Genomic DNA, 24,761 nt, shown 5'->3' with positions numbered 1-24,761 from the left:
GTTGAAGCGGAGGTTCCTCGCGCGACAGGAACCTTGGCGTGTCCCGAGCGTCGTGCTGGCAAGGAGCGCTCATGCAGAGATTGCCGATCTCCAACGACAGCCTTCATCTCCTGCCAGACCCCACCGCCGAGACGCTGCGGAGAGATCAAGATGGCTTGGAAGCGCAGCGAACTCTCGCAGAGGAGTGTCCCGTCGCTTTGGTATACAACGGCACCACGGCCGCCGTTGTTATGGCGACTCCCGCTGACCTCCAGGATCTTGCGCTGGGCTTCAGCCTGACCGAAGGGACCATCGAAAATGTCGCTGACCTGAAGTCCCTTGACATCATTCCAGGACCGTCAGGCATTGAGCTGCGCATGTGGCTTGCCGGCACTAGCGAACAGCGTTTCAAGCGGCGCCAGCGGCGCTTGGTCGGTCCGACCGGCTGCGGCCTTTGTGGCATAGAAAGCCTCGCTGACGCCGCGCGTCCGGCGTCGCACTTGACGAGGTCTATCATTATCCGGGCTCGGCAAGTCGAGAGCGCCCTGCTCGCATTGTCGGACGCCCAGACGCTCAACCGCGCGACGCGCGCCACGCATGCGGCCGGCTTCTTCCATCCCGATCAAGAACTGGTCGCGATTCGCGAGGATGTCGGTCGCCACAATGCCTTGGATAAGCTCGCTGGCGCGCTCGCCGCCAACAACGTCTCCGCCACCGAAGGCGCGATCGTCCTGACAAGTCGCGTCTCGATCGAGCTTGTACAAAAGGCTGCCGCGATCAGCTGTCCCATGCTCGTCGCGATGTCGGCTCCGACGGCGCTCGCGGTCCGTGCGGCCCAGGCGTGCGGAATTACGTTAATTGCTGTTGCGCGTGGAAGCGCATTCGAGGTCTTCAGCCATCCGGATGCAATTAGCGGCTAGGCCTCCCTGGCGGATTGAACCTTGTTCCGACGAGCTCAACCGCACACATGACCGAACGAGGGCGTCGCTCCTCGACCATCCGTCAAAAACCCGGCACCAGTCGAAACGTGCGCCGCAAGGACCGCTAGAGACGAGGGTCAGAAAATAGGAGCCTGGTTGTGATGCTCTCGTTGTCGGCTGCAAAGCAACCTGCAATCCTGGTGCGACCCATGGCCGAGAAAGATCTTAGTGCCCTCTTCCTTGATACCCTGAAGGACATCTACTACGCCGAAAAGCAGATCTACAAGGCACTGCCGAAGATGGCCAAGACAGCCTCCTCAGATCAATTGCGCGCCGCGTTCGAAAAGCACCACGACGAGACCGAAGGCCAAATCGAGCGGCTCGAGCCGATCTTCGAGCTGATGGGTAAGCCGGCGCGCGGCAAGAAGTGCGATGCTATCGAGGGTATGGCAAGACCAGTTCGGAGCTGAAGCAGCTGGTCAGCGGCGAGATGAGCTCGGCGCTGCCGACCAAGCTCGACGACAGCTCCGAAAAGAAACTGGCGCGGCTGCGCGACGCCAAGACGGACGGCTTCTCCAGCGAATATGAACCTATGCAGGTCAGCGCGCACAAGGACGCGGTCTCGCTGTTCGAACGCTACGCCAAGGGCAGCGACAATCCGAAATTGAAGCACTGGGCGGGCAAGACCCGCCGCGCGCTCCAGCACCATCTTGAGATGGCGCAAGACATGGACAAGAATCGGAAATAGCCGGAGTGCCGGGACGTGTTCTGATAGGCACATCCGGATGGCACTATCCATCCCGGCGCGGCCGGTTCTTTCCGAAAGAATTGCCTGTAAAACGGCAACTCGACTATTATGCGAGTCAGTTTTGCACGACGGAGTTGAACGGCGTGTTCCACCGCACGCCGACGCAAAACGCCGTAGCCGACTGGCGCGACGCTACTGACGACGGCTTCGTCTTCGCCAGAGGGCTTCGAAGTTCATCACGCACTGGAAGCGACTGTCCGGGAGCTCGATCAACAGTCTCGAACTGCTGGAAGACCGTCTGTCGCTGCTGCGTAAGAAGGCCGGCCCTGTATTGTTTCAACTGCCGCCAAATCTTTCAGTCGACGCGGACCAGCTAGCCGCCTTCCTCAATCTGTTGAAGCGACGGCGTCGCTATGTCTTCGAGTTCCGTCATTCAAGTTGGTACGAGCCGCGCATCCTGAGTTTGCTATCCGCCCAGAACATCGCGCTCTGCATCTCCGATCATCACGATGCGCCAGCGCCTTGGAAGCGGACTGCAGATTTTGTCTACGTTCGCGGCCATGGTCCGGGCGGACGCTACAGCGGATGTTACAAACCGGCCCAGCTCTCCGAATGGGCCAAGCATATCCGCGGTTGGAATCGGCGTGGCTGCGATGTTTATGTCTATTTCGACGATGACGCCAAGAGGCGTTGCAAGCTGCCTGAAACTAAAACGCTCTCCCGCCGCACGGCCACTATTTCTGCCGAGCGACCATATCCAGCGAAAGCGCGAGCTCTATGGCGAAGGAACCGGAATGGACGCTAGAACCCCCCATCCAGAAATTCGTCTTCAGGGCCCCGGCGATGTCTCCTCAGCGTCGGCGCATTGCCCTGTATTGATACCCACTGCGCTTGCGGCGGAATGTCTTCGTACAGCTTCCATGACTGGATCGCACGCGCACCTACTCAGCCTCCGAGACGGCGGCCTGCAAAGGCTCTTGGAGGCCGCCCCGCCTTATGAGCCCATCCGGGATGGCCGAACCTAGTTAGCGATCTCGGCGCTCCTTCGTATCGTTCATGGTCGCCCCCGGGTTCCCGTGTCTGGGGCTACTTGAGGCACCTTGACCGCTAGCCGCGGCCGGAGAGTCACCACCGCCACCGCCACCGCCACCGCCACCGCCGGCACCCGCACCGCTTCCGGAACCGCCTGCGCCGCCTGCGCCGGCACCCGCACCCGCTCCACCGCCCGCACCGCCTCCGCCTGCACCGCCTCCACCCGCACCGCCTCCGCCGCCCCCTTGAGCGCTCGCGGCAGCTATCGAACCGAGAATGAATGCCGCTGCCAGCGCGATCCTTGCAACCTTCATTTGAACGCTTCCTTTCCGTTTGTCAGTGCGAGCAACACACCGGGGAGATCGGCGTTCCTAAACGCACTTCCAGTTGCGAAAAGCCGCCTTAACCAGACGGTGCATTTACATCAGTTGACAGGGCTGTGATGCGCCGGCTGCAGCGATATAGCCGGCGTTTTGTTCAGCAATCGATTGAGGGCAATCGCCTGGCGCGGACTACAAGGACTCTCCGCCTTGAACCCGCCGGGACCCGATGGTTGGGAGAACAGGAATACGATCAGTTAGGGCCGAAAATCATATACAGCAGCATCGTTCCGACAACAGCTGTCCATCCAATCGAAGCGGCAACGGCCCATACCTGCACTGGCATTACACGATTCCCTTGCAGGTCGAGAAAGCAAAACGAGGAGGCCGCTGGCGCTGGACAGCGACCTCCTGGACCCGATCTGAAATGAACATCTTGCAAATAAAAATCGTCTTCAATGGTCCACGATTAGTAAACAGTGGATCCGTATCGCCGTGAAGTCCAAACGGGTCCGATGTTCAGCGGAACTATTGCGACGTTGCGAGCGCGACACACTTTCGTGGTTCAACTTCAAAAACTAACATGCGTGAATCGTACCCTCAAATGTCCGCTTCTTTCCTAGCGCCGAAACAAGCTCTTTTTTTGCGCCCTAGTTCGGCAGGCATTAGGTCACGCGAGTCGCATGAAGAGAACGGTCGATCGGTAGTCGGCAGCTGACCTCGATGCGGAAGCGATACTGGCGCTGGATCATGCGCGCGCTTTGCCGCCTGGGCCGGCTCGCGTTGAAGCGATGAAACACGCCGGCACCCTTCGCGTCGCGGCAGACCGGATCACTGGCCCGAAGCTGCCCCATCGTGGGCGTCCACCAAGTCAATCGGGCGACGAGGAGTGAGGCGCATTGCTCATCAAGCGCTTTGACAGGATGTCGCAGCGCCGGAACGTTTGAGCGGTCGTCAAATCGGTTCGGGATACGAAAGTTTCGGCATCACGCTACTAAGCGTCGCGATAATCGTGGCGATGTATTTCTACGTCCTCAGTCTCGGATAGACTATCCGCTCTCATATTCCACGTTCGCGCGCACCTACCTTGCTGACTTGCAAGGCCGTGCGGCGTGCTTGCCGCTAATGCGACAGCTCCTGAACAGCAATTAGATCCGCTTCCCCGGGCCCCGGATACGGACCCACACCGCGTTCCTAATCCCGGCCTTGGCCGTGAACCCTAGCGCTTGAGATACATGGACTCAGATGTCCGACAATCGCAGTCCGACTAACTCGTGACCAGTGGCCCTGACTGGGCCGAGCGCACTAAGCGTTCAGGCCGCGCGCGAGCCGGGCCTCCACATTTTTCGCAGGGCCTCGTGGTGCGGGAAGTTGAGGCGCGCTATATAGCTTCGTCTGAGGCGCACTTTGATGACGAGCACGCCGCATTTCGAGGGCAATCAGATTGGTACTCGGTAATAGTCATTTACCGATCGACCGGCAGCCGGATCATTCCAATTCCATGCCGTCTCATCACGATATTTGGGCGCGCCCTGCAGTTGGCTTTCTGTCACGCCTGTGACGTACCCGCCAAGATTGGTGTCGTACTTCAACGATTGCCAAGGCAGTGGATAGTGGTCATCGCCGATGCCAAGAAGGCCGCCGAAGCTCAGGACCGCGTAGGAGACCTTTCCGCTCTTTTTGTCGATCATCACCCGCTCGATACTGCCGATCTTCTGACTGTCTGCACCGTAAACTGTCGTGCCTTCAACCTTGTCGCTGCCGATCAAGTTGCCCGATTCCTTCGCTTCGAGTGCCATAACATCCTCCGTTCAAGATCTTAACGGCAAATGTCTTCGGGAGAGCAAGGTTCCTACGATACGCCCGGTGCCAGCTTTAAGGTTGGGAAAAAGATGCAACCTTCGCCGTGGAAAGGGATTGCACGGCAATGATGCCGGTGTCGCGGAGCTGAAATGGCAAATGCAATCACATTGCGGACGGCGATCGATATCGCTTGGAGCGTTTTCTGCGCCACTCACTCCGGGATTGATACATCAGATAGGCGTCGTTGCCTGCTTGAGCGTCATTTCTATGGGAGTTGGGATCGCCGCGAAGGCGATGCCGAAGACCTCGCAAGTTTCGGATTGGCCTATCTCAGTCAGCTTTCCGAAGACGAACATTGACGCGTGCGCAAGAGCTCCTCGAGCGCATCACTAAAGAGGGCACGCGCGCGGTGATCGGCACCGCAAGGCGGAGCATTGCCGAACTTCGGTTCGGCTGCAATCATCTTACTGCTCCGAGCGGTGCTTCCTATCTAAAGGACCATCGATGCGCATCGCCCAACTTGCCCCCTCGCTGAAAGCCTGCCTCCCAAGCTCTATGGAGGCGCCCGGCTCAACGTCCGCATTGCTGAGACCCAAGCTTCCCATTTACGACGAAGTAGCGGCCATCGGGCGTCACGGGATGCTTTATGCCGGCCACCTCTCAGATAAAGGGTTGGCCTCCGGTCACCGCGACGGTCGTGCCCGAAGTGTAGCTGGATAGCGGGTCGGCGAGCATCACGTAGGCTGTGGCGAGTTCAGCCGGCTGGCCAGCCCGCTTCAGCGGCACTTGCTTGCCAAAGTTCTTTACGGTTTCCTCTGGCATCGTCGAGGGAATGAGCGGGGTCCAAATTGGACCCGGCGCAACGGCATTCACCCGGATGCCGTTCTCCGCCAGCATCTGGGCCAGACCGCCCGTAAAGTTCTGGATCGCTCCCTTCGTCGTCGCGTAGGCGAGCAGTATCGGGTTCGGCATGTCGGAATTTACCGATGCCGTGTTAATGATGGCGCCTCCAGGCTTCATATGCGGGACCGCGGCCTTGGCGAGGTAAAACATCGCATGGATGTTCACCTCGAAGGTCATGCGCCATTCTTCGTCGCTGATGTCGCCGATGTCGGCGAAGGTCGCCTGATGCGCGGCATTATTGACGAGAATGTCGACGCCGCCAAGTTCCTGCACGGCGCGGCGGACCACGGTGCGGCAATGGTCGGCCGAGCGAAGGTCGCCCTCGACGAGGACAGCCGTGCGCCCTTCCTTCTCGATCATCGCCGCGACTTCTTTCGCATCGTCGCTTTCGTCAAGGTAGGCGATCAGGACGTCGGCGCCCTCGCGGGCAAAGGCTATGGCGACCGCGCGCCCGATGCCGCTGTCGCCGCCAGTAATAATGGCGCACTTGCCTTGAAGCCGTCCCGAGCCCTTGTAGCTTGTCTCGCCATGATCCGGGCGCGGGTCCATCTTCCCCGTCGAGCCTGGCATGGGTTGTCGCTGGCTGGGAAACGGCGGTTTGGGATATTCGGGCATGATTCTGTCCTTTACTTCATCCGGACGGCCTTAGCACCAACGGATTTCAGCGCGTCCGCGACGCGCTTCGGATCGTCGCCATGGAAGTCGACGGATACTTCGATCGGGCCCCCAAGCTTCTCGCCCGGCTTCGGCTTTACCTTCACGTCGGCGAGCGCGGGTCGATCGCCGGATGTATTGTCGGCGCCCGTCGGCTGCACGAACACGTCGGTTCCCTGGACTCCGCACTCCTGCATAACGTGCTCGACCGCGAGCTCTGCCGCGCGGCTAGTATCGAATTCGACGATGAGGATGCTTTCCATGCGTGTCTCTTTCGGGCAGGCGATGGCAAACAACCAACTGCGTCCCCCGGTGTTCCTATGGGGGCGGGCGGCCTTCGATGAACTAGTTAGAGCGCTCGCTTCAAATATTCTGCTGTCCGGCTCCCGGAGGCAGCAACTTGATCCGGTCGTCCGGACGCCACGATGCGGCCTCCTTCGTTTCCAGCGCCAGGGCCGACTTCTACGATCCAGTCGCTCTCCGCTGCAACAGACATATCATGCTCGACCAGAACGACGGTGTTGCCAGCCTCGACGAGCCCTTGCAGCTGATTGCCGAGCTTTGTGACATCGGACGGATGCAGTCCCGTCGTCGGCTCGTCGAGAACGTATAATGTGCCGCCACGATGGGCGCGCTGGAGCTCGGTGGCGAGTTTGACGCGTTGCGCCTCTCCTCCTGAAAGTTCGGTGGCCGACTGGCCAAGTCTAATGTAACCGAGCCCGACCTCGCGCAGAACGCCCAAAGAGCGCGAAAGAACGTCATCGTCTTTAAAGAACTCGAAAGCCGCGTCGACGGTCATCGCCAGCACATCGGCGATCGACTTGTCCAGTATCTTGATCTCGAGCGTTTTCGGGTTATAGCGAGCGCCCCGGCACGTCGGACACGGAGTATAGACGCTCGGAAGGAACAGCAGCTCTACGCATACATAGCCTTCGCCCTCGCAGGTTTCGCAACGGCCCTTGGCCACATTGAACGAAAATCTGCCCGCGTCGTAGCGCCTGGCACGCGCCTGCTTCGTCCCGGCGAAAAGTTTACGCACGTGATCGAGCAAGCCGGTGTAAGTCGCCAAATTGGACCGCGGGGTCCGCCCGATCGGCTTCTGATCGACCACAACGAGACGTTTAACGCGATCCAACCCTTCCGTAATCTCTCCACTCAGCGTACGCACGGTCTCCTGCAGCTCAGCTTCGTCCAGATCGGATTTGCGGCGCTGACCTAGCTTCTCTGCGATCGCCTCGACGAGAAACTGGCTGATGAGAGTGGATTTGCCCGAGCCGGACACGCCGGTCACACATGTAAGGACGCCGAGAGGGAGGTCGGCATCGAGACGGCTCAGGTTATTCCGCGTCACGTTCCGCAGCTTCAGCCAGCTGCTCGGCCGACGGATCTTGCGTGGTGCCCTCGCGGCATCTTCGAACAGATACCTTCGTGTTTGGGACGCTTCGACTTTGGCCAAACCGGCAAGGCGCCCGCTGTAGAGTATCCGACCGCCCTGGTCCCCGGCAGCGGGCCCAACGTCGACGATCCAGTCGGCCTCGCGCACCACATCGAGCTCGTGTTCAACGACAAAGAGCGAATTTCCCGATGCCTTCAGGCGCCCGAGTGCCCGCAAGAGCGCCTCAATGTCTGCCGGGTGCAGGCCAGCGGAGGGCTCGTCCAGTACGTAGACGACCCCGAACAGGTTCGATCGGACCTGCGTCGCGAGCCGCAGACGCTGCAGTTCGCCCGGCGATAACGTCGGCGTGCTGCGCTCTAAGGTGAGATAACCGAGGCCTAGCTCAAGCAGAACTTCGAGACGCCCGACGAGATCCTCGACGATTCTCTGAACGACAAGCGCCTTTTCGGGATGATCGTCGGTACCGTCTTTCTTGCTTCCATCAATGTACGGCTTGATAAGCTCGTCGAGCTTGCCCAACGGCAGGCGAGACATCTCGGCAATGTCCATTCCTGCGAATTTGACCGAAAGCGCTTCCGCTTTTAGCCGCTTTCCATCGCAGACCGGGCAATCATCGCTCGACAGAAACTGCGCTACACGCCGCTTCATCATGATGCTCTGCGTGGTGGCATATGTCTGAAGCACGTACCGGCGGGCGCCGGTGAAGGTGCCCATATAGCTGGGCTCCTCCTTGCGCTTCAGGGCTTTTCGCGTCTCGGCTGGCGTGTATCCCGCATACACCGGTACGGTTGGCTGCTCGTCCGTGAAGAGAATCCAGTCACGATCTTTCTTCGAAAGCTCGCGCCACGGCCTATCGACGTCATACCCCAAGGTGACGAGAATGTCCCGGAGATTCTGGCCCTGCCAAGCCGAAGGCCAAGCCGCAATGGCGCGATCACGGATCGTCAAAGTGTCGTCGGGTACCAGACTTCGTTCGACGACCTGATGAATTCGCCCGATGCCGTGACAGTTCGGACAGGCGCCTTCCGGCGTGTTAGGCAAGAAGGACTCCGCGTAAAGCAAGGCCTGCCCGCGCAGATATGTGCCCGCCCGCGAATACAGTATGCGCAAGAGGTTGGAGAGCGTCGTGACGCTTCCCACCGACGACCTGGTTGTCGGCGATCCGTGCTGCTGCTGAAGGGCGACGGCTGGCGGCAATCCTTCAACTGCGTCGACGTCGGGCACCTGCATCTGATGGAATAGCCGACGTGCGTAAGGTGATACGGATTCGAGATAACGACGTTGAGCCTCCGCGTATAACGTCCCAAACGCTAAGGAGGACTTGCCGGATCCGGACACGCCTGTGAAGACCACGAGCTCATTGCGTGGGATGTCGAGCGAAACGTTCCGGAGGTTATGCTCCCGCGCTCCGCGGACGCGGACGAAACCGTCGGCCATCGCGGAAGTCAGTTCTTCACTTCTATCGGCTTTCTCGAACATCGAGAGGTAAAAGCCCGGCTGCATCTCGTGGTTCCCGAGGACATCCGGTCGAGTCGCCCAGGGCGCGTTAACGAAGGAACCATGAAGGAACACCCTTGTTGCGTCCGATACGGCAAAGTCCTTGAGACGACCGAAGGATGGCCAAGAGAGATGTGCTACGGCTGGGGCCATCCGGCGCCAACACGATTCACATCTGCGTCGACATGCACTGGATGTTCGCAGAGGACACCGAATGGAGGACGCCGTGGTTCGATCGGGTGATTCCTAGTATCGTCGCCATCACGGCAAGGCATCCCGAGCGGGCGACTTTTACCCGCTTCATCCCAGCCCGGTCCTCAGGCCAAGGTGCGGGGATGTGGCGACGGTACTACGAGCGACGGAGCTCGATGACAATCGATCGTCTTGGCCCAGATATAGTCGATCTCGTTCCGGAGCTCGCCTGCTTCGTTCCCCCGGCCACGATTTACGACAAGCACGTTTACTCTCCGTGGACCGGATCCGACCTGCATCTTCGCCGGCGCGAGAAGCTGGTCGGTACGATCGTCGTTACGGGAGGCGAGACGGAGGTTTGCGTGCTCGCTACCGCGCTCGGCGCGATCGATTGGGCTTTTCGCGTCGTCCTGGTGACCGACGCGTTCTGCAGTTCCGCGGACGAGACTCACGACGCCATGATGGCGGTCTACTTGAACCGGTTCGGCGAGCAGGTCGAGTGACGACGGAAACGCTGATGGCCGGTGGCTCGCGTGACGATCGCAGGACGTTAGGAACGGTTCTTATTCCTCACTGTTTGCCGTGCGGCATTCATTGACAGGGGATACGACGCGAATGCTGGCCGGCAGTCCGAGCAACCGGCTCGCTCCGAGGATCTGCACCGTCGGCAGGCGAGGAGTGGCCATAGAGTGTGATGGGTAAATTCGCATCCTCTATTGGCGGCATCGCGGCCTTTCTCGCATCGCTGTCTTACATCCCTCAGTTGAGGAAGGCTTGGCCGCGTGGATCGACGGGCGACCTCTCGCTTGGGATGCTCGCAGCCCTCACCCTTGGGCCTACGTTGTAGGTCGTCTACGACCTGCTGCGCCAAGACTGGGTTGTCGTTGGCGCGAACGCGATCGGGGCGTGTTGGCCTGCGAGATCCGGGACATGCGATAGACCCCAAGTATCCGTCAGGCTGGCTCGATCGCCCTCATGAGGTCCCGCGCGATCTTTTGCTTCATCTGTTCCATAGTGCACTGGTCCGCCTTCTTGTCGGACCTCCATCTAAGGATGGTCGTACCGTGCCGAAAGCGGCCACCGGTGAAGTGATCGTAGGACACTTCGACAACGTATTTCGGCTTCACCGCCTGCCATTCGGACGATCGTCTCGTCGACCATCGGCTTGGTCCGCCTGGCGCGTTGCCAGTGAAGCTTTTGGTCGCCGCAATCATCTCGAGTCTTTCGGTCAGCGCCGGTTTGTCCTTTGCCTTGATGGCTGACGAAAAGCCGACGTGGTGCAGGAGGCCGTCTGCATCGTAAAGCCCCAGCAGCAATGAGGCGACAGCTTTGCGGCCGGCCTGCAGCTTCTCGCCGTAGCGAAAGCCTCCAATGACGCAATCAGCGCTGCGATATCGCTTGATCTTCTGCATGCCCTCGCGCTTCCCGGTCTGGTACGGAAGATCGAGCCGCTTGGCGACCACGCCGTCACTTCCGCCGCCTGCCGATTGCAGCCACCGCTCGGCATCCCCGAACTTCGTGCTGGCCGGCGATAGCCGAAATAGCGGCGCGCGCGAAAAATTGCGGCCAGCAAGCTTTTCCAACTGAGGTCGCCGTCGGGACAACGGTTGGTCGGCCAACTTTTTGTCGCCCAGCTCCAGCAGATCGAAAGCGAGAAACAGGGCCGGCGTGTCCCGGGACAGCTTCTGAACGCGGCTAGCGGCCGGATGGATGCGCTGCAGGAGGTCATCGAACGAAAATTGCCCGCCAACCTCGACGACGAGCTCGCCGTCAAGCACAAACCTCCGTTCGCGCAAATCGCGGGCTGCGGCGACGATCTCCGGGAAGTATCGGGCAAGATCCTGGCCGGACTTCGAGCGCATGGACACCGCGTCCCGGTCCCGCGCCAGCAGGCAACGAAATCCGTCCCATTTGGGTTCATATTGCCACTCCTTTCCGACTGGAATGGCATCGACAGAACGTGCCTCCATCGCCTCCATACGGACGCCACGCGGCGGCATTTCGACCTCCTGCTCGATGATTGGCCGCGGGAATACCATCGTGCGATCACCGCCGCTTTGGTGGTCAGGAACTGAAGGTAATGCCGTTGCCGCCATAGCCAAAGGCGGCGAAGATATTCTTGGAGCCGGGCACCTTGCCGATCAACGGCAATCCGTCATGTGTGGTATCGAAGGCGCCCGACCAGCCGAACGCCACATCTTCCGATGCATGCGGCCAAAGCGCCTTCAGATAATCTTTGAGCGCCCTCACCTTGGCAGGCGTGGCGTCATCACGAGCGTGAGGCTCGATGAGCGCACGGTCATCTTCGCCACCAAGGATGATGCGGCCATCAGTGGTGGTCCGCGCATAGTGATAGTTCCGGCTCGCTTCCCAGATGAGCGCCTGTTCGGGCCACAGATGGCCTGGCTGCCGCCGGCTCGCGATGGCCCAGCTGGAAGCTGGTTGCTGCGCCGTGGGCCGCACAATATCCGGCATCACATAGCCGGTCGCGAGCACAACCTGGCGCGCCTCGATCGAAAGTCCGTTCTCAAGGCCGACGGTGGCGCTCTGGGCCGTGCTGTCGTAGGCAACCGCGTTGGCCTTGAGAAGGCGGGCGCCGCGTTGCAGGGAGATATCAAGCAGGCCATGTGTGAGCAGCACAGGATCGGCATCAGCCGCGTCCCTTGACAAAAGGGCGCCCGCCCGCGCGATGCCGAAGCGCTTCAGCAGCGCGGCGTGATCGAGATAGAGGGACGGCAGATCGGCGCGGCCCCTCAGCGCATATTCATCCTGAACAAGGTTCGGACTGTCATCGACGACGAGATAGAGCGAGAGACGCCGTCGCATCTGGCAGGCAATTCCATGCTGCCTAACCAGGGACGGCAGGCCTTGCGCGGCATGGTGGCTGGCCCGATAGCAGCGCACCGCCTTCTCGAAACCATAGAGCTGCGCAAGTTCGAACAGCGGCCGGTCGATTTCCCAGAGCAGCATGGCGGTGCTGGCCACCGTGCTGCCGAGACTGGGAAGCTCGCGATCGATGATGACCACCTGGCGGCCTTGCCGTGTCAGGCGCTCGGCCATCAGCGCACCGGTGATGCCGGCACCGACGATCAGCACCTTGCACCGAAAGCTGTCAACGATCGGCTCAATTGGCAGCGGCCGTAGGACGGCCCACGGTGTGCGCGGGCTACGCAGATCGCCCTGCTCGATGTCCTCGTCCTTGAAGATGGAACGCTCCCTGAGCCTTGACCGGATCTCGCTAGACCTTTACCGGGCGCAAAGCCGACACGGCCGGAGCATTGATCGGCCGTCCGTTGGGCGCAAAGATCGAACCGTGGCACGGACAATCCCAGCAGCTCTCGAAGCTGTTCCAGTGCAGATGACAGCCAATATGCGTGCAACTGGCCGAATGAAGATGCAGTTCGCCAGCCTTGTCCTTGTAGGCTGCGATCTTTTCGAGTCCCCGCCGCAGAATGGCGCCCTCACCGGGCTGAAGCTCTTCGAGCGAAGCGATTTCACCCGGCGCCACATATTCTGCGAGGTTTTGCAGGATCGTCATGTTCTCGCGCAGGAAATTCCGCGCCGCAGCGAGCGGCTTGCGATCCGGCGCATAGACGGACTTCCACGGATGATCTTCGCCCAGAATGAGGGCTGTGTTCAGCATCGCGCCCATCACACCATGGGTCAGACCCTGGCCTGAATCGCCCATCGCAAGGTAAATGCGCTCGCTGCCGGGCTCGCGGCCGATGAAGCCGGCATAGTCGATCGTGTCGAGAACCTGACCCGACCAGCGATGGGTTATGCGGTCCAAAGCCGGGATCAATTCACGCGCCCAGTTCTCCAGCCGAGCAAAGCGCTGGTCGGCATCGTTGGCCTCACCGCTTTTATGGTCTTCGCCGCCGACCAGCACGAAATCATCCTCCTCGGGGCCCGTTTTCAGCCGCACATAATGGTAGGGATCTTCGGTGTCCCAATAGAGCGCGTCGGGCAGTTCGCCCCGCGCGATGGCAAAGGCGAGCACGTAAGTGCGGTAAGGAGAAACCTTGGTATGCAGTTGAAAGCGGTCGGCGATTGATGCGTTGGTCGCGATGACAGCATGCACGGCCGTGATCTGCCCCTGTGAGGTTCGCAGCGCGACGCCGCCGTCATGTTCGGCGACTTCCTCGACCGGGCTGTTGGCAAAGAAACGGACGCTGCCGCTTGCGCAAGCGGCGGCAAGTCCGGCGAGATATTTGAGGGGATGGAATTTTGCCTGGCGCGGATAGCGCAAGACGTGCCGGCTCTCGCAGCCCTTGAGCGGCACGCCAACCAGCCGGTGCACCGGTGCGCCGACCTCGCGCACCGCTTCCAGCTCCTCATCGAGTATGTCGGTCGGCATGCCATTGCCTTGAAAAAGATAGCCGTCAAGACGGAGAAAGTCGCAGGCAATTTTCTCACTTGTCTGGATTTCCTCGATGCGATCCACGGCGGCGGCCTGACTTTCGTAGAACAGCTTGGCGGCCTCGGCGCGGCGCAGCTTCCTGAATTCGCTCATCAAATCATCGCAGAGCGGCGCAAGATGCGCCGAGGTGCGCGCCGTCATGCCGCTTGCGATACCCTTGCGGTCGATGACGATGACCGAGCGGCCGCGCTTCATCAATTCGTACGCCGTCGACAGTCCGGCGATGCCCGAACCAACCACGGCGACATCGCATTGCACATCGCCTTTGAGGGCACCCGCCTCCGGCAGGATCTCGGTCTCCATCCAGAGCGAGGTGCTGACCATGTTGAACTCCACCCAAAGAGGCAAAACGCGGCCTGTTTGCGCGAGTTCCTGCGGACGGACGAGACGCCACCCACCATCATAATCTTCCCGGCCGGCTGTGGCGTTCACGCCCAGGAACCAGCACGGCGAGCATGCGTTCCCCCCGCTTTAGGAGCGAGGAGCGGCGTCATGGGACTATTCACCAAAGACATCAAGACGATGGATGATCTGCTGCTGCATGGCTTGCAGGACATCTATTATGCCGAGGAGCAGATCACCAAGGCCCTGCCGAAGATGATCGACAAAGCCACCAACCGGGATCTGGCCACGGGCCTCAAGAACCATCTCGAGGAGACCAACAAGCAGATCGAGCGTCTCGAAAAGGTGTTCGAGAAACTCGGCCAATCGCCAAGCGGCACGCAATGCCCAGCCATCGACGGGATCATCAAGGAAGCCGACGAGACGGCCGGCGAGATCGAGGACAAGACGGTGCTGGATGCGGCGCTCGTCGCCAACGCGCAGGCCGTCGAGCACTACGAGATATGCCGCTACGGCACCTTGATCGCCTGGGCGGAGGAGCTCGGCCACGACGATATCGTGCGCTTCCTTACCACGAACCTAAACGAAGAGAAGGCCGCGAACGCCAAGCTCAATACGGTAGCGTTGCGCAAGGGCGTCAACAAGAAGGCCTCCGCCTCCGCCTGATTCCCGGCAGGGCTCGGCGGATCGATTTCCGTCGGGCCCGCTGCTCCTTTCGAGGCCCGAGTCGTCCGCCATGACCAATCTGACAAAACTGCCGAGTTGGGCCGACGATAAGAACATCTTCGCCGTGGTCGAGACGCCGCGCGGCAGTTCGTGCAAGCTCGATTTCGATCCGAAGCTTGGCGTTTTTGCCTTGGCGAAGCCACTGATGGCCGGCCTGACCTATCCCTATGACTGGGGGTTCATTCCCTCGACCAAGGCCGAGGATGGCGATCCGCTGGATGTGCTGATCTTGCATGACGCGCAGACCTATCCGGGCGTCGTGCTGCGCTGCCGTCCCATCGGCATTCTCGAAGTCGAACAGAAGAAAAAGGGCGAGACGGAGCGCAACGATCGGGTGTTTGCGGTGCCTGATAGATCACCGCTCGAAACTGATCTCAAGGATATCCGCGATCTTCCCACCCATGCACGCGATGACCTCGAACAGTTCTTTCGAGCAACGAATGCGCTGGAGAACAAGGAGCTGAAGTTTCTCGGCTGGCATGGTCCCAGCCGTGCGGCCAAGACCATCAAACGGCTGGCCCGCTGAATCGGGCTCGAAATAGGAGGTGAACCCTTGGGACGAACCATCGTGTGGCTACCCTGGTCCCTTGGTTGATGCAGCAACAATTTCCGGGACTATTTGCCGTTCAAGCTGACGGGCTGTCGCCTCCGCCGACCATCCAATCCTCGATACCTTCTTCATCTTCCTCGGTGCTAAGCCGCCAACCGCGTCGGCCGGCTTGGTCGGATGGCTGGCGCTTGAGCCGAATTCTGGTGCGGCGCATCGATCGAGGTTCTCCAACCTATCAAGCGTGAAACATTTGACAGCGTTCCTATGAGGACACCGCATTCGGTATATCCTCTAACGGATGCTCCGAATGGTGCGTTGGAACTTGCCAGCGCCATCTAGATTGTCGATGCGGTGGATGGGAAGGCCGACGGCGCGGAAGTCATGCTTCTGGCAGTTCAACTAGCAGTGTCTTTTAGTGGAAAGAGAAGAACCCATGGCAAAAAAAGCCAAGAAGAAGCGTCGCTACTCGAAGAGCTCGGGCTCGGACGTCAAGAGCGAGATGCGACGGTACAAGAAGGGGACGGCCAAAAGTGGCCGTGGCGGAAAGGGCGGCAAGGTAAAAAGCAAGAAGCAGGCGATCGCGATCGGACTTTCCAAGGCCCGCAAAAAAGGCAAGAACGTCCCCAAGAAAAAGAAGTAATGGATCCGATATACAGGTCACTGCGTAGTGACGCGTATACCTCCGCCACGTTTACCGGCACTCGGCTTAAAACTTCAGGGTAGTGCGTAGGCCAACCACCACCTCGCCTTTGACGATAGCTTGGCCAAGAACGGGGCGGGAATCAGCGAAAAGCGCAAATGCGGCGGCTACTGCGTCCAGTTCCACCTCAACCGCAAGGAGGTCTACCACCCGCAACAGGCTCGTTTGGTCACGGGATCGTTCCACCGCCCGAGCGGTCGAAGATGCCGCAAGACCGGTTACTTGAGGCCGCTGCTATCTGGCGGGTCTCCTGTTGCGGCCGGTCGCCACTACGACGTCTTGATCGCCTGGATGGAAAGCTCAGCCACACGATATCGTTCGATCCCTCGCCGCCAAATTCGACGAGCAGACGGCGACTAAGCTCAACTAACGCCTCGCAAGGGCGTCAATTGCAAGACCGCAAACTGATGGAGATACACATGAGACGCACTATAATAGCAATCGCGTGCATTTTGCTGGCGACACCGGTCATGGCGCAATCCGTCAGCGAAAAGACCGGGGTCAATTCCGTGCTCGGGGTCAGCCCCTCGACGGTGGATTTTGTCAAGCAGGTCGCGATATCGGACATGTTTGAAATCGAGTCTAACAAGCTCGCACAGCAGAAGGGAAATGCAGCGGAGAAGACTTTCGCTTCCCAGATGGTAACGGACCACACCAAAACCAGCACCGAGCTGAAGGGACTTGTCACCAGTGGCAAGGTGAAAGCCGAATTGCCCAGCGCTCTCGATTCATCGCACCAAAGCAAGCTCGACAAGCTGAAGGGTGCCAACGGTAACGACTTCAGCTCGGAGTTCAATTCGATGCAGGTCAGCGCTCATAAGGATGCCGTCGACCTGTTCGAGCGCTATGCCAAGGGCGGCGATAACGCGGATCTGAAGAATTGGGCCGGCAAAACCCTGCCGGCGCTTAAGCATCATCTTGAGATGGCGCAGGATCTCGACAAGAAGCCCGCGCCTACGGTCGGCGAGGGCAAGAAATAGCGGAAGGACGGAGCCGTTGCGAGGCGGCTCCTTTCCCCTTTTGCTGCCGCTGGCGGTTGGCCGCCCGGTCTGGGATTCGGCAATGCACCCAAGATTCCGTCGACCCGGCAGAAATCGCAGTCGACGTTTTCGAGTTCCAGGATAGCTTCAGCGGTCAATCGCGGTCATGACGCTTTGGTAGTAAGGCGCACATTCCTCGCCGCGCGCGCCCACGAGCTCCTTGGAATAGTCGTCCAGCGCTGTGGCGAGATGCGCGGTCGTGCGTGCCGTCATGCCGGTGTCGATAGCGCCCACGGCTTGCAAGCTCTACGCCACCGGCAGCCCAGCAATGCCAGAACCGACCACGACCACGTCCGCCCGGTCGGATCCCGACAGGCTAGCAACTTCGACCACCGGGACATTCATCCAGAGCGATTGCGTATATTCATCTCGCACGCAGAGTTCTTGGCCAATAACGGAGGCGCGCCTGAGCAACAGGCGCTTTGGCGGCCTAACAGGTATCCCCTCCTATCCGCTCGACCATCCCGGAGGCCTGCGCGCTCCCCGGCAACTACTGCAAGCTGGCATGCCACCGCGAGCGGAGCATCCTGGCGAGCTCGGCACTGCCATCACGCTTCAAAACACCTCAAGTTAAGGTTTAGCTATCATCAGCCAGAGTATAGCGGCCACCGCCATGAACACTGGAATGCCGAAGGCAAACCACAGCCAGCAGATTCGGTGAGACGAGAGATACAGCACCATCGACCACGATCCATCCTTCCCAGAAGGAGTAACCGACGTGCAGCACAAGCAGCGAGCCTGTGACGGGCTGTGCAACGACAGCGGTGGCTGTGAAGATACAATCCGCGCCTCGTTGAGATCGTGCCAGGACACCTAATGTCGGCGATTCTACTCATCGAAAGGACCGAATGGCCGTGCGAGGAAAGCCAGCCACAATAGCGGACCTTAAAAGTCCTGTCGCTCCGATGACGGCAACCTTCATTGATGGTGCTCCGCGTTCGGAGCTAAGCCCTCTTCCGCGACCGTAAGCCTCGAACGAATTCCTCCATATAGGGAAGGACTTCAAACAGCAGGACCGCGAATAGAAACGCCGCCACATACGTCCATGGTAATGGCTCTCGCTTCAGGGCGAGTTCGTAACGTGCGGGCCCAGAACCCAGTCCCCAAAGGCTGAGGAATTGCGGCCAGTTTAAGATGATGACGATCACCATCGCCATGAGAGGCATGAGCTCGAGAAAACTATGGACCTGCTGTTCGATGGGCGTGTTGCTCCGCTTATGGCTGGCGAATGTTGTATCCCAGAGGGCTGTCAGCTGGTGCGTAACAAAGCCGACGATCATAGCCGCAATAATAAGAGCGTTGATTTCAAAAAAAATCGCCGCCAGCAATGGTATCCCAAGTTCGATCAACATCAACAGATGAAGTAGGGTTTCCTTATAGCCGCTTGTCGTCTCAATCCGAGATGCGCGATGGCAAAGATAATCAGCAAACCCCGCCAATAACCAAAGGGCAGCACAAAGTACAGCAATACAGTTTCGGCTGCTGCGGAATGAGACATCCGGTTAGCGCTTCTTCTCTGCTTACAGGCTATCTGGAGTGCGGAGGGGAGATGACTTGTCCTCGTTTCGCAACTCCTGCTCCGCCAACCGCCAGAATTCTTCCTCCCTGCCTTCGGGCTTGCCGCTCCGCTCCCATATCTCGTAGGCGCGCTTCTCGATTTCCTTTTCGGTCGGTTGGGTCACCACGTGCCTCCTTCAACTCTGTAGGGATCGTAGGCTGGGTTTCCGCTAATCACGGCCTCTTCGACGGTTAGTCGTCAGCGACACGCTCGGCCGCCGCTATCACAGCAGTCATTTCCACTCGCTAGCGCCGATCCCTCCTTCCGGTGATAAACCCGCGAAGTCAGCGAGGTTCCTCCGTTGAAACCTTGCCCTATGAGCGGCAAAAAGTCGCCCTTGGCCGAACGAAATCGCGGTGGTGACCGCCGCCTATGCCAGTTCAGGAAGGAAATTTCAGCTGCCTCCTGAGATGCCGATCTTGGTCTCCCCCAAAAACGCGTTTCACAACCCAGCCAACGATCGGCCCTCATTTTACCGGATATCGAGCCACCTTCTTCCGATAACCTCAGCGTTCGCCTTTGCCATTGCGGTTGGTAAAGCGGGCGTTGCCGAGACCGGTGCCGATCGTCAGCACGCCCCAACGCTTCACGTCTTGCATGAAGGGGACCTTAGAAAGTCCCTGCACGACCCCATCGTTGTGCATGATGACGGCGGTGTCGTTCTCCCCGATCTGCGGGATCGCCTGGACGAGACTTGCGGGTAAATTGAACTTGCTGCTCTCCCAGTTGCCGGGCAAGTTCTGCGCGCCCTTCTCGATCGAGCCGTCGCTCTTGATAACGCCTGGGCATGCGATGCCGATGAATGGCGCGAGCTTGAATCCCTCGTCTTCCGCCTTCGCGATCAGTTCTTTGAGCATCTTGACAAGGCGCCTCACAGCGTTCTCACGCGACGGCTCGTCGTCGGCATGACGCCATAGCTCGAACTGCCACACGCACGCCTCGGAGAGGTTCGGCGCCTTCTTGCGTCGCGTTTCCACGACGCCGCAGCGGATGTTCGTGCCTCCGATGTCCACGGCAAGAATGGAGTCGTGCGCTTCGAAGATCCAGGATGGAGCGCGATATAGCGCGCCGATAAGGCCGGCGTCGTCCGGATGAGAATGGATCGGGAGTATCTCGACCTTATAGTTGTCCGCCTTGAGGAGGATTTCGGCCCGGGCGATGGCGAGTTCGCCGAGGCGGCTGTCCCGAAAACCGCCGCCCACTACGATGCGCTCGGTTTTTTCCCAGGCCTTGGCTTTTAGGAACCGCCGCGTTACGCGGGCGAGCTCCTGTGCAAAGTCCTCAATGGCGCCGTGGACGACAACGGGAGCCTTCAGGATCGTCGCCGCCAAGGACGGCGTCGAGCTCCTTTTTGCTGATATCTTCGGAAAGCTCCTCCCCGAAGGGATCTTCGCCATATTTGCGCAACGGCTTTCGCCACTCTTCGAGAGTTTCCCGGAAGGCGCCCTTGCTGGCGCGGTCCCCCAGGAATTCGTCCTCATCTTTTAGTTCGAGGTTGAAACTGTCGATCTCGACCCGACGGGAGGCGAGAGGCGCCGCGTGCGGCTATGCCGGTGGTCTTGATCGTTTCGTCGGCCATTCTAAACCTTGCACAAGCCGCGGGCAGCAACTGGGCTGCTTTGCATTCAACCCGCGCCGATAACCGCAGTTCCTCTGGTCTCCCTTGTGCACGATCTTGGGACAAGCCGTGCTGGATCTCGCCCGGCCTCAAGTGTGAAGAGAAGATCGCCAGCCCGTCTATCGCGTTCGCGAATTCGTGGAGCCGCTGGGCTCTTTCACGGTCCGCATCGATCGCATTTTCCGGCGCACGTACCAAGCCGCTACCGCGATAGTCAACCAGGCGAGGGAGGCGCCGACGAAGACGGCGGGGATATTGCCGCGTGGGATTAGCATCGAGAAACCAACCGCGAAGGCCAGCATGCCCAGCGCGCCGAGCGCAGCGCCAGCGGCATCGACGGCGGCCGCCATTTGCCCGCGGCGCTTGCCGGCGAGACCCGCTTCGCGCTTGCGGCGAATTTCATGCTTCTCAATCAGCGTTGCGCTCGCGCAGAATATGGCTGGAAGGGCAAGAAAAACGCCACCGATGACTGCTCCATAGCGACTGCTGATGAGGCCGGTAAAGACGGTCGCAGCGCCGCCAAGCACGAAGCGAATCAGATATTCGTACCAGCGGCCTTCCTTGAGAGATGACGTTGAAAAGCGGATCGGGCTCACGTCTGACCTCCAGCGAAAACCAGCAGCCCGAAAGCGGCGACCAGCCAAATGACGAGTGACAGCAAGGTCGCCGTCACCGCTCGCAGCTTTGCGCGGACAAGCAGATGGCAGGCGACGACACTGTAGATGGCGAGCGCAACCGCTCCCGCAATCATCGCCTGAGCTTGCAAGGCGGCGTAATTGACCCCGTGCTGATACACCGCGATCCCAAGCGTCGCGAGCGCGACCGAGGGCGCTGCTCCGAACAGGCCGGCGAAGCTCTTTGGACGCAGGAGATCTCCCAGCATCGCGAAGGCCGATACGACGGCGCCCCCGAGGACGAAGCGGATGACGTACTCGGTCATTTCGCTTTCTTCCAGAGCTTCGAGAGCGGCCCGCCGGCCCCATAGACCGGATCCTTAGGCGGCACCGAAACCTTCGGAATGGCTTTCAGCGCCCGCTGACGGTGTTCGACGCTCGTGCACTCGTCGTATGTACCGGTCGGCGGGTATGCCCCGATGACGAGGAACTCATCGCCCGCTGAAAGGCACTGGTGGCCTGTGCCGGCGGGAAGAACCGCGATGTCCCCAGCCTTCAGGGTGAAGATCTTCCCTTTGTTGCCGCCGAACCGAACGCGGCCCTTGCCGCGCGCGATGCCGAGCACCTCATGGATCCTGGAGTGATAATGCACGTAATCGTAGATGCCATCCCGCCAGCTATCTCCCCATCCGTTCGCTTCAAATAGGTCTTCGATCACGGCTGCGGCGTCCAGGTCCTCGTCGAAAGCGACCGCGTTTCGATACAGTACGAGCGGCCATCGCGGGTGATTTGGAATGAGACCGTCGTCCTTAAAGCGAACCGTAACAGGCTTTCGCGCTCGCGCGAGATCCACAGCCTTCCGCTTGCCGGGGCGCTTCAGACCGGTTGCGCGCTCCATGTATCCCTTCAGGTCTTCAAGAGTCGGCATGATCATCCTCCTTTGAAATTCCGTTCGAGTAGCCGGTCCAAAGCCGGAGGCCCCGTTCGAGAATCGCCCCGAGTGCGAAGCCGGCAACGACATCGCTCGCCCAATGCGCCAGGATCGCAATGCGAGTGAGCGACAGCCCGACCGCAATCGCGCGGATCGCCCGCCGGGGACCAGCCGGCAACCCGCTGGCCGCCGGTGCCAGTCCATGTGCAGCGCGTGGCCTGAGGGAAACGCATCTTTTCGTTTGCCGGAAAGCGGGACGCCATGCATATGCCCAATCACCGTCCGACGATCCGGCCGAGTTTGGTCGAATACGAGTTTTAAATCATCGGGCAGCAGCGACGCAGTGACCGTCACTGGCAGAGCATGGTTTCTTGCGCGCCGCAGCGGCACCCCACAACCGCGCGAGGCAAGCCAGCCGACGGCTGTCAGGACCAGAAGAAGCTTCTCATCTGCGCCCAGGTCAGGGCGCGGGCCACCTGCTCCGGGGCCGGCGCAGTGCTGCGGGCGATTGAATGTGCCACCGCGACATCCTCTCTGGTCGGTCTAACATTCACCGGAAAGCTTGGACTGCGGCCAAGGCGCCTTGCTGACAAGCTAGCGATCTTGAACATGTCTCAACGATCGGAAAGGTAAGTACCTCCCCAACGCTCCACGTGCCGTCGAGGTCCTCCCCCGGCTATCCAAACAAGGAATGTCGGCGGTTGGCGTCCGGCCGGGAATCCTCCGTCCGATAGGAACAAACGATCCTGGCTTCCGTTCGGGATGATCTCCCCTCTCATTGCAAGGCCTTTCGATGTACCACCATGTCAAGAAGCTGATGTTCACTGTCCGCGTCGACGAACCAGACCCTCGTTTTGGCAACATGCTTCTTGAACAGTTCGGTGGTGCCAACGGAGAGCTCGCTGCCGCGATGCAATATTCAATACAGGGGCTCAACTGCGAGGATCCGGATCGCAAGGACCTGCTGATGGATATTGGCACCGAGGAACTGAGTCACCTCGAAGTCGTGGGGACACTCGCCCGGATGCACCTCAAGCCGGCGAAGTTCGATCGCCAGGCCGCCGAAGCCGATCCCCTGATTGCGATCGCTGGTGGCGGCGGCGTGAACCTGTTCAATTCTCAGGGCAATGCGTGGACGGCCGACTACCTGAAGATAACCGGCGAGCTCGACGTCGATCTGCGCAGCAACATCGCCGCCGAAGCGCGGGCCAAGATCGTCTATGAACGCCTAATCAATTTCTGCGACGACGCCGGTACCAAGGACGCGCTGCAGTTCCTGATGACTCGGGAAATCACACACATGAGAGCGTTCGCGCTGGCGCTCGAGAGCATGGCCAAGCCCGCTTTCAGCATCGGCCGCATCGCCCCAACACCGGGACTGGTCGACCAGTTCTTCAACGACTCCACCGGGGCCGGCGACCACGGCGAGATCGACGCCCGCGGTCCGTGGAACGAGGGCAATGGCTGGGTCTTCACGGAATCGCCAGCGATCCAGGCTGACCCCGGCGCGTCCGCCGCGATCGTCGCGGAAAGTTCGCCGCCAGACGACCAAGCCGGGCTTGGCGACCTGTTGATCGATGAGCTCCGCGACATCCTGCATGCCGAAAAGCAACTCACCAAGACGCTTCCGAAGATGGCCGAGGCAGCTCGCTTCGATCAGTTGCGAGAGCTGTTTGAGCAACATCTCGTCGAGACCGAAAACCAGGTGGAGCGCATCAATGAATGCTTCAAGTTGCTCGGCAAGACCGTCCGAGCGAAGCCTTGCAAGGGCATGATGGGGCTTATCGAGGAAGGCCAGGAAATCATGGCTGAAGGAGAGGAAAAGGAAGACGCGGCCGCGGACCTCGCCTTAATCGGAGCTGCACAGCGTGTGGAGCACTATGAAATCTCGGCTTACACCATGGCGAAGAATCTCGCCCAGCAGCTACGCCACAGTGCAGTCGTCGCGCTGTTGTCGAAGTCACTTGCGGAAGAGGAGAATTCTGATCAGTTGCTAAACCAAGTCGCTCGATCTCTGATGTCGGTAGCCAAAATGCCAGCCGCGATCGAACAGGCCGAATAACGCCGGCTGGCGGGGCCGCAAGTGCTCAGGGCCCGAAGGACCGCAAGACCAGCAGTTCCTGTCAGATACCGGAATGAGAGCGCTGCGCCAATTCCTCGGTCATCTTTTGGGTATTCAGTATCCCAATATGATGGCACTTCGCCGGATTTTCGGCCAATATATGAATTGGATCTAGGATGAAAGAGGCCGCCAACTGAGGCGGCCTCTACGACATCAGCAGCCAAATCAACGCCGCGACGCCAAAGGCGATGGCGACGTATCCGGCAATAGTGATCCGGTCGTACCGCTCGGTCATGCCGAAACTCTCAGGCCAGCGGCCAAAGCCACGTTGACGTAGATCAAGCTAGGTGGACCGCTGGAGTCCGGGAGATCGGAGCCACTCGCGCATTGTTCACCAATTATCGCTAGTTCGAGGCCTCCGAGTCGGGCTGCCCTGTGCCGTCGGCTTCGCTTCTGGCTTCGAACGCCTCTTGCTCCGACTGCGGGCGTCTCCGGAGTAGGCCTACCAGTCCTGCGCCACACGGAGCTACGCGGCCGATCATCGTCCGAGATCGCTTTGTCAGCTTGCCGAGCGCTGACTGGCGGCAGCGCCGGTTCATTCGCTGCTCGGTCCGGCAACATGTCGCGGCTCGAGCAAGCTCAGCGCGGTGTCGATCTTCGCGAGCAGCTTCTCTTCCGGAGTAGGATCGCCCAGCGCATTTAGCCGCTCGACAGTATCCAGATCGCTGATCGACAACGCCAGGCGTCGGCATCCCT

At 60.0% G+C, this 24,761-nt stretch carries 25 protein-coding genes and 4 pseudogenes; 12 read left to right on the top strand and 17 right to left on the bottom strand.

All coding sequences use genetic code 11. From position 1 onward, the window contains the following. The first annotated feature begins 71 nt into the window (after positions 1 to 71). The 4 genes and pseudogenes from fdhD (at position 72) to QA635_RS08965 (ending at position 2,452) form a co-directional block, all read left to right on the top strand. Positions 72 to 899, top strand: coding sequence for a formate dehydrogenase accessory sulfurtransferase FdhD (gene fdhD, locus QA635_RS08980; protein WP_283068376.1), 828 nt, complete (start codon positions 72 to 74; stop codon positions 897 to 899). 209 nt (positions 900 to 1,108) lie between these two features. Then, a pseudogene (locus QA635_RS08975) lies at positions 1,109 to 1,348 on the top strand (YciE/YciF ferroxidase family protein); the annotation flags it as partial. Beyond that, the gene (locus QA635_RS08970; protein WP_283068375.1) at positions 1,327 to 1,647 is read left to right on the top strand and encodes a DUF4142 domain-containing protein; all 321 of its coding nucleotides are present in this window, start codon (positions 1,327 to 1,329) and stop codon (positions 1,645 to 1,647) included. The pseudogene QA635_RS08975 and the gene QA635_RS08970, both read left to right, overlap by 22 nt. A gap of 5 nt (positions 1,648 to 1,652) precedes the next feature. Beyond that, positions 1,653 to 2,452: pseudogene (locus QA635_RS08965) on the top strand (DUF72 domain-containing protein). A gap of 1,212 nt (positions 2,453 to 3,664) precedes the next feature. Here the strand turns inward: QA635_RS08965 and QA635_RS08960 are convergent. After that, a complete protein-coding gene (locus QA635_RS08960; protein ID WP_283068374.1) occupies positions 3,665 to 3,853 on the bottom strand; it encodes a hypothetical protein in 189 nt (62 codons plus the stop codon). Between the two features lie 585 nt (positions 3,854 to 4,438). Then, positions 4,439 to 4,798: a PRC-barrel domain-containing protein gene (locus QA635_RS08955; RefSeq protein ID WP_018273495.1), complete on the bottom strand. Its 360-nt coding sequence runs from the start codon at positions 4,796 to 4,798 to the stop codon at positions 4,439 to 4,441. Positions 4,799 to 4,951: 153 nt separating this feature from the next. Between QA635_RS08955 and QA635_RS08950 the strand changes: the two genes are divergently transcribed. Continuing rightward, positions 4,952 to 5,161 (top strand): hypothetical protein, encoded by a 210-nt coding sequence (locus QA635_RS08950; RefSeq protein ID WP_283068373.1) that lies wholly within the window; start codon positions 4,952 to 4,954, stop codon positions 5,159 to 5,161. 301 nt (positions 5,162 to 5,462) lie between these two features. On the opposite strand, the gene QA635_RS08945 is transcribed toward QA635_RS08950, so the two are convergent. The 3 genes from QA635_RS08945 to QA635_RS08935 are packed head-to-tail and all read right to left on the bottom strand — an operon-like array spanning position 5,463 to position 9,192. Then, positions 5,463 to 6,320, bottom strand: coding sequence for a glucose 1-dehydrogenase (locus tag QA635_RS08945; RefSeq protein ID WP_283068372.1), 858 nt, complete (start codon positions 6,318 to 6,320; stop codon positions 5,463 to 5,465). Positions 6,321 to 6,331: 11 nt separating this feature from the next. Further along, positions 6,332 to 6,655, bottom strand: a complete 324-nt coding sequence (locus tag QA635_RS08940; protein ID WP_283068371.1) for a hypothetical protein — start codon at positions 6,653 to 6,655, stop codon at positions 6,332 to 6,334. A 53-nt stretch (positions 6,656 to 6,708) separates the two neighbouring features. Further along, the gene (locus tag QA635_RS08935; protein WP_283071542.1) at positions 6,709 to 9,192 is read right to left on the bottom strand and encodes an excinuclease ABC subunit UvrA; all 2,484 of its coding nucleotides are present in this window, start codon (positions 9,190 to 9,192) and stop codon (positions 6,709 to 6,711) included. A gap of 179 nt (positions 9,193 to 9,371) precedes the next feature. Between QA635_RS08935 and QA635_RS08930 the strand changes: the two genes are divergently transcribed. Both QA635_RS08930 and QA635_RS08925 read left to right on the top strand, forming a co-directional pair. Further along, positions 9,372 to 9,947 (top strand): cysteine hydrolase family protein, encoded by a 576-nt coding sequence (locus QA635_RS08930; RefSeq protein ID WP_069276989.1) that lies wholly within the window; start codon positions 9,372 to 9,374, stop codon positions 9,945 to 9,947. 191 nt (positions 9,948 to 10,138) lie between these two features. Further along, positions 10,139 to 10,291 (top strand): PQ-loop domain-containing transporter, encoded by a 153-nt coding sequence (locus tag QA635_RS08925; RefSeq protein ID WP_077231164.1) that lies wholly within the window; start codon positions 10,139 to 10,141, stop codon positions 10,289 to 10,291. 106 nt (positions 10,292 to 10,397) lie between these two features. On the opposite strand, the gene QA635_RS08920 is transcribed toward QA635_RS08925, so the two are convergent. The 3 genes from QA635_RS08920 to QA635_RS08910 form a co-directional block, all read right to left on the bottom strand. Then, positions 10,398 to 11,414 carry an ATP-dependent DNA ligase gene (locus tag QA635_RS08920; RefSeq protein WP_283071540.1) on the bottom strand — a complete coding sequence of 339 codons (1,017 nt, stop codon included), beginning with the start codon at positions 11,412 to 11,414 and terminating at the stop codon, positions 10,398 to 10,400. A gap of 94 nt (positions 11,415 to 11,508) precedes the next feature. Next, a complete protein-coding gene (locus QA635_RS08915) occupies positions 11,509 to 12,540 on the bottom strand; it encodes an NAD(P)/FAD-dependent oxidoreductase (RefSeq protein ID WP_283068370.1) in 1,032 nt (343 codons plus the stop codon). A gap of 142 nt (positions 12,541 to 12,682) precedes the next feature. Then, positions 12,683 to 14,188 carry an FAD-dependent oxidoreductase gene (locus QA635_RS08910; RefSeq protein WP_283071539.1) on the bottom strand — a complete coding sequence of 502 codons (1,506 nt, stop codon included), beginning with the start codon at positions 14,186 to 14,188 and terminating at the stop codon, positions 12,683 to 12,685. Positions 14,189 to 14,356: 168 nt separating this feature from the next. Here QA635_RS08910 and QA635_RS08905 point away from each other — a divergent pair, with 168 nt between their 5' ends. The 4 genes and pseudogenes from QA635_RS08905 to QA635_RS08890 all read left to right on the top strand — a co-directional run bounded on the left by QA635_RS08905 (position 14,357) and on the right by QA635_RS08890 (position 17,162). Then, entirely contained in the window at positions 14,357 to 14,872 is a 516-nt protein-coding gene (locus tag QA635_RS08905; RefSeq protein ID WP_283068369.1) for a YciE/YciF ferroxidase family protein, read from the top strand. 124 nt (positions 14,873 to 14,996) lie between these two features. Next, positions 14,997 to 15,458, top strand: coding sequence for an inorganic diphosphatase (locus QA635_RS08900; protein WP_229158072.1), 462 nt, complete (start codon positions 14,997 to 14,999; stop codon positions 15,456 to 15,458). A 457-nt stretch (positions 15,459 to 15,915) separates the two neighbouring features. After that, positions 15,916 to 16,113 (top strand): annotated as a pseudogene (locus QA635_RS08895) (DUF6496 domain-containing protein); the annotation flags it as partial. Positions 16,114 to 16,601: 488 nt separating this feature from the next. After that, positions 16,602 to 17,162: a DUF4142 domain-containing protein gene (locus QA635_RS08890; RefSeq protein WP_028343205.1), complete on the top strand. Its 561-nt coding sequence runs from the start codon at positions 16,602 to 16,604 to the stop codon at positions 17,160 to 17,162. Positions 17,163 to 17,309: 147 nt separating this feature from the next. Here the strand turns inward: QA635_RS08890 and QA635_RS08885 are convergent, their stop codons facing one another. From QA635_RS08885 to QA635_RS08850, 8 genes and pseudogenes are all read right to left on the bottom strand, one after another. Then, entirely contained in the window at positions 17,310 to 17,435 is a 126-nt protein-coding gene (locus QA635_RS08885; RefSeq protein WP_256521279.1) for a hypothetical protein, read from the bottom strand. 364 nt (positions 17,436 to 17,799) lie between these two features. Continuing rightward, positions 17,800 to 18,000 (bottom strand): DUF2269 family protein, encoded by a 201-nt coding sequence (locus tag QA635_RS08880; RefSeq protein ID WP_376708631.1) that lies wholly within the window; start codon positions 17,998 to 18,000, stop codon positions 17,800 to 17,802. A 166-nt stretch (positions 18,001 to 18,166) separates the two neighbouring features. Then, a complete protein-coding gene (locus QA635_RS08875; protein ID WP_283068368.1) occupies positions 18,167 to 18,574 on the bottom strand; it encodes a hypothetical protein in 408 nt (135 codons plus the stop codon). Between the two features lie 168 nt (positions 18,575 to 18,742). Next, positions 18,743 to 18,904 (bottom strand): DUF2934 domain-containing protein, encoded by a 162-nt coding sequence (locus QA635_RS08870; protein ID WP_075968978.1) that lies wholly within the window; start codon positions 18,902 to 18,904, stop codon positions 18,743 to 18,745. A 382-nt stretch (positions 18,905 to 19,286) separates the two neighbouring features. Further along, positions 19,287 to 20,359: pseudogene (locus tag QA635_RS08865) on the bottom strand (ROK family protein). 158 nt (positions 20,360 to 20,517) lie between these two features. Further along, positions 20,518 to 20,994, bottom strand: coding sequence for a DUF3147 family protein (locus QA635_RS08860; RefSeq protein WP_069280627.1), 477 nt, complete (start codon positions 20,992 to 20,994; stop codon positions 20,518 to 20,520). Further along, positions 20,991 to 21,338: a DUF3147 family protein gene (locus tag QA635_RS08855; RefSeq protein WP_016841014.1), complete on the bottom strand. Its 348-nt coding sequence runs from the start codon at positions 21,336 to 21,338 to the stop codon at positions 20,991 to 20,993. The genes QA635_RS08860 and QA635_RS08855 overlap by 4 nt, the downstream gene beginning before the upstream one ends. Beyond that, positions 21,335 to 21,940 carry a cupin domain-containing protein gene (locus QA635_RS08850; RefSeq protein WP_283068367.1) on the bottom strand — a complete coding sequence of 202 codons (606 nt, stop codon included), beginning with the start codon at positions 21,938 to 21,940 and terminating at the stop codon, positions 21,335 to 21,337. The genes QA635_RS08855 and QA635_RS08850 overlap by 4 nt, the downstream gene beginning before the upstream one ends. A gap of 796 nt (positions 21,941 to 22,736) precedes the next feature. On the opposite strand from QA635_RS08850, the gene QA635_RS08840 reads away from it, so the two are divergent. Next, positions 22,737 to 24,005, top strand: a complete 1,269-nt coding sequence (locus QA635_RS08840) for a DUF892 family protein (protein ID WP_283068366.1) — start codon at positions 22,737 to 22,739, stop codon at positions 24,003 to 24,005. Positions 24,006 to 24,600: 595 nt separating this feature from the next. On the opposite strand, the gene QA635_RS08835 is transcribed toward QA635_RS08840, so the two are convergent. Next, positions 24,601 to 24,741 (bottom strand): hypothetical protein, encoded by a 141-nt coding sequence (locus QA635_RS08835; protein WP_196238240.1) that lies wholly within the window; start codon positions 24,739 to 24,741, stop codon positions 24,601 to 24,603. Between the last annotated feature and the right edge of the window lie 20 nt (positions 24,742 to 24,761).

This window comes from Bradyrhizobium brasilense, assembly GCF_029714345.1.
GTDB lineage: Bacteria > Pseudomonadota > Alphaproteobacteria > Rhizobiales > Xanthobacteraceae > Bradyrhizobium > Bradyrhizobium australafricanum.
This window is presented reverse-complemented; position numbering and strand designations above follow the sequence as displayed.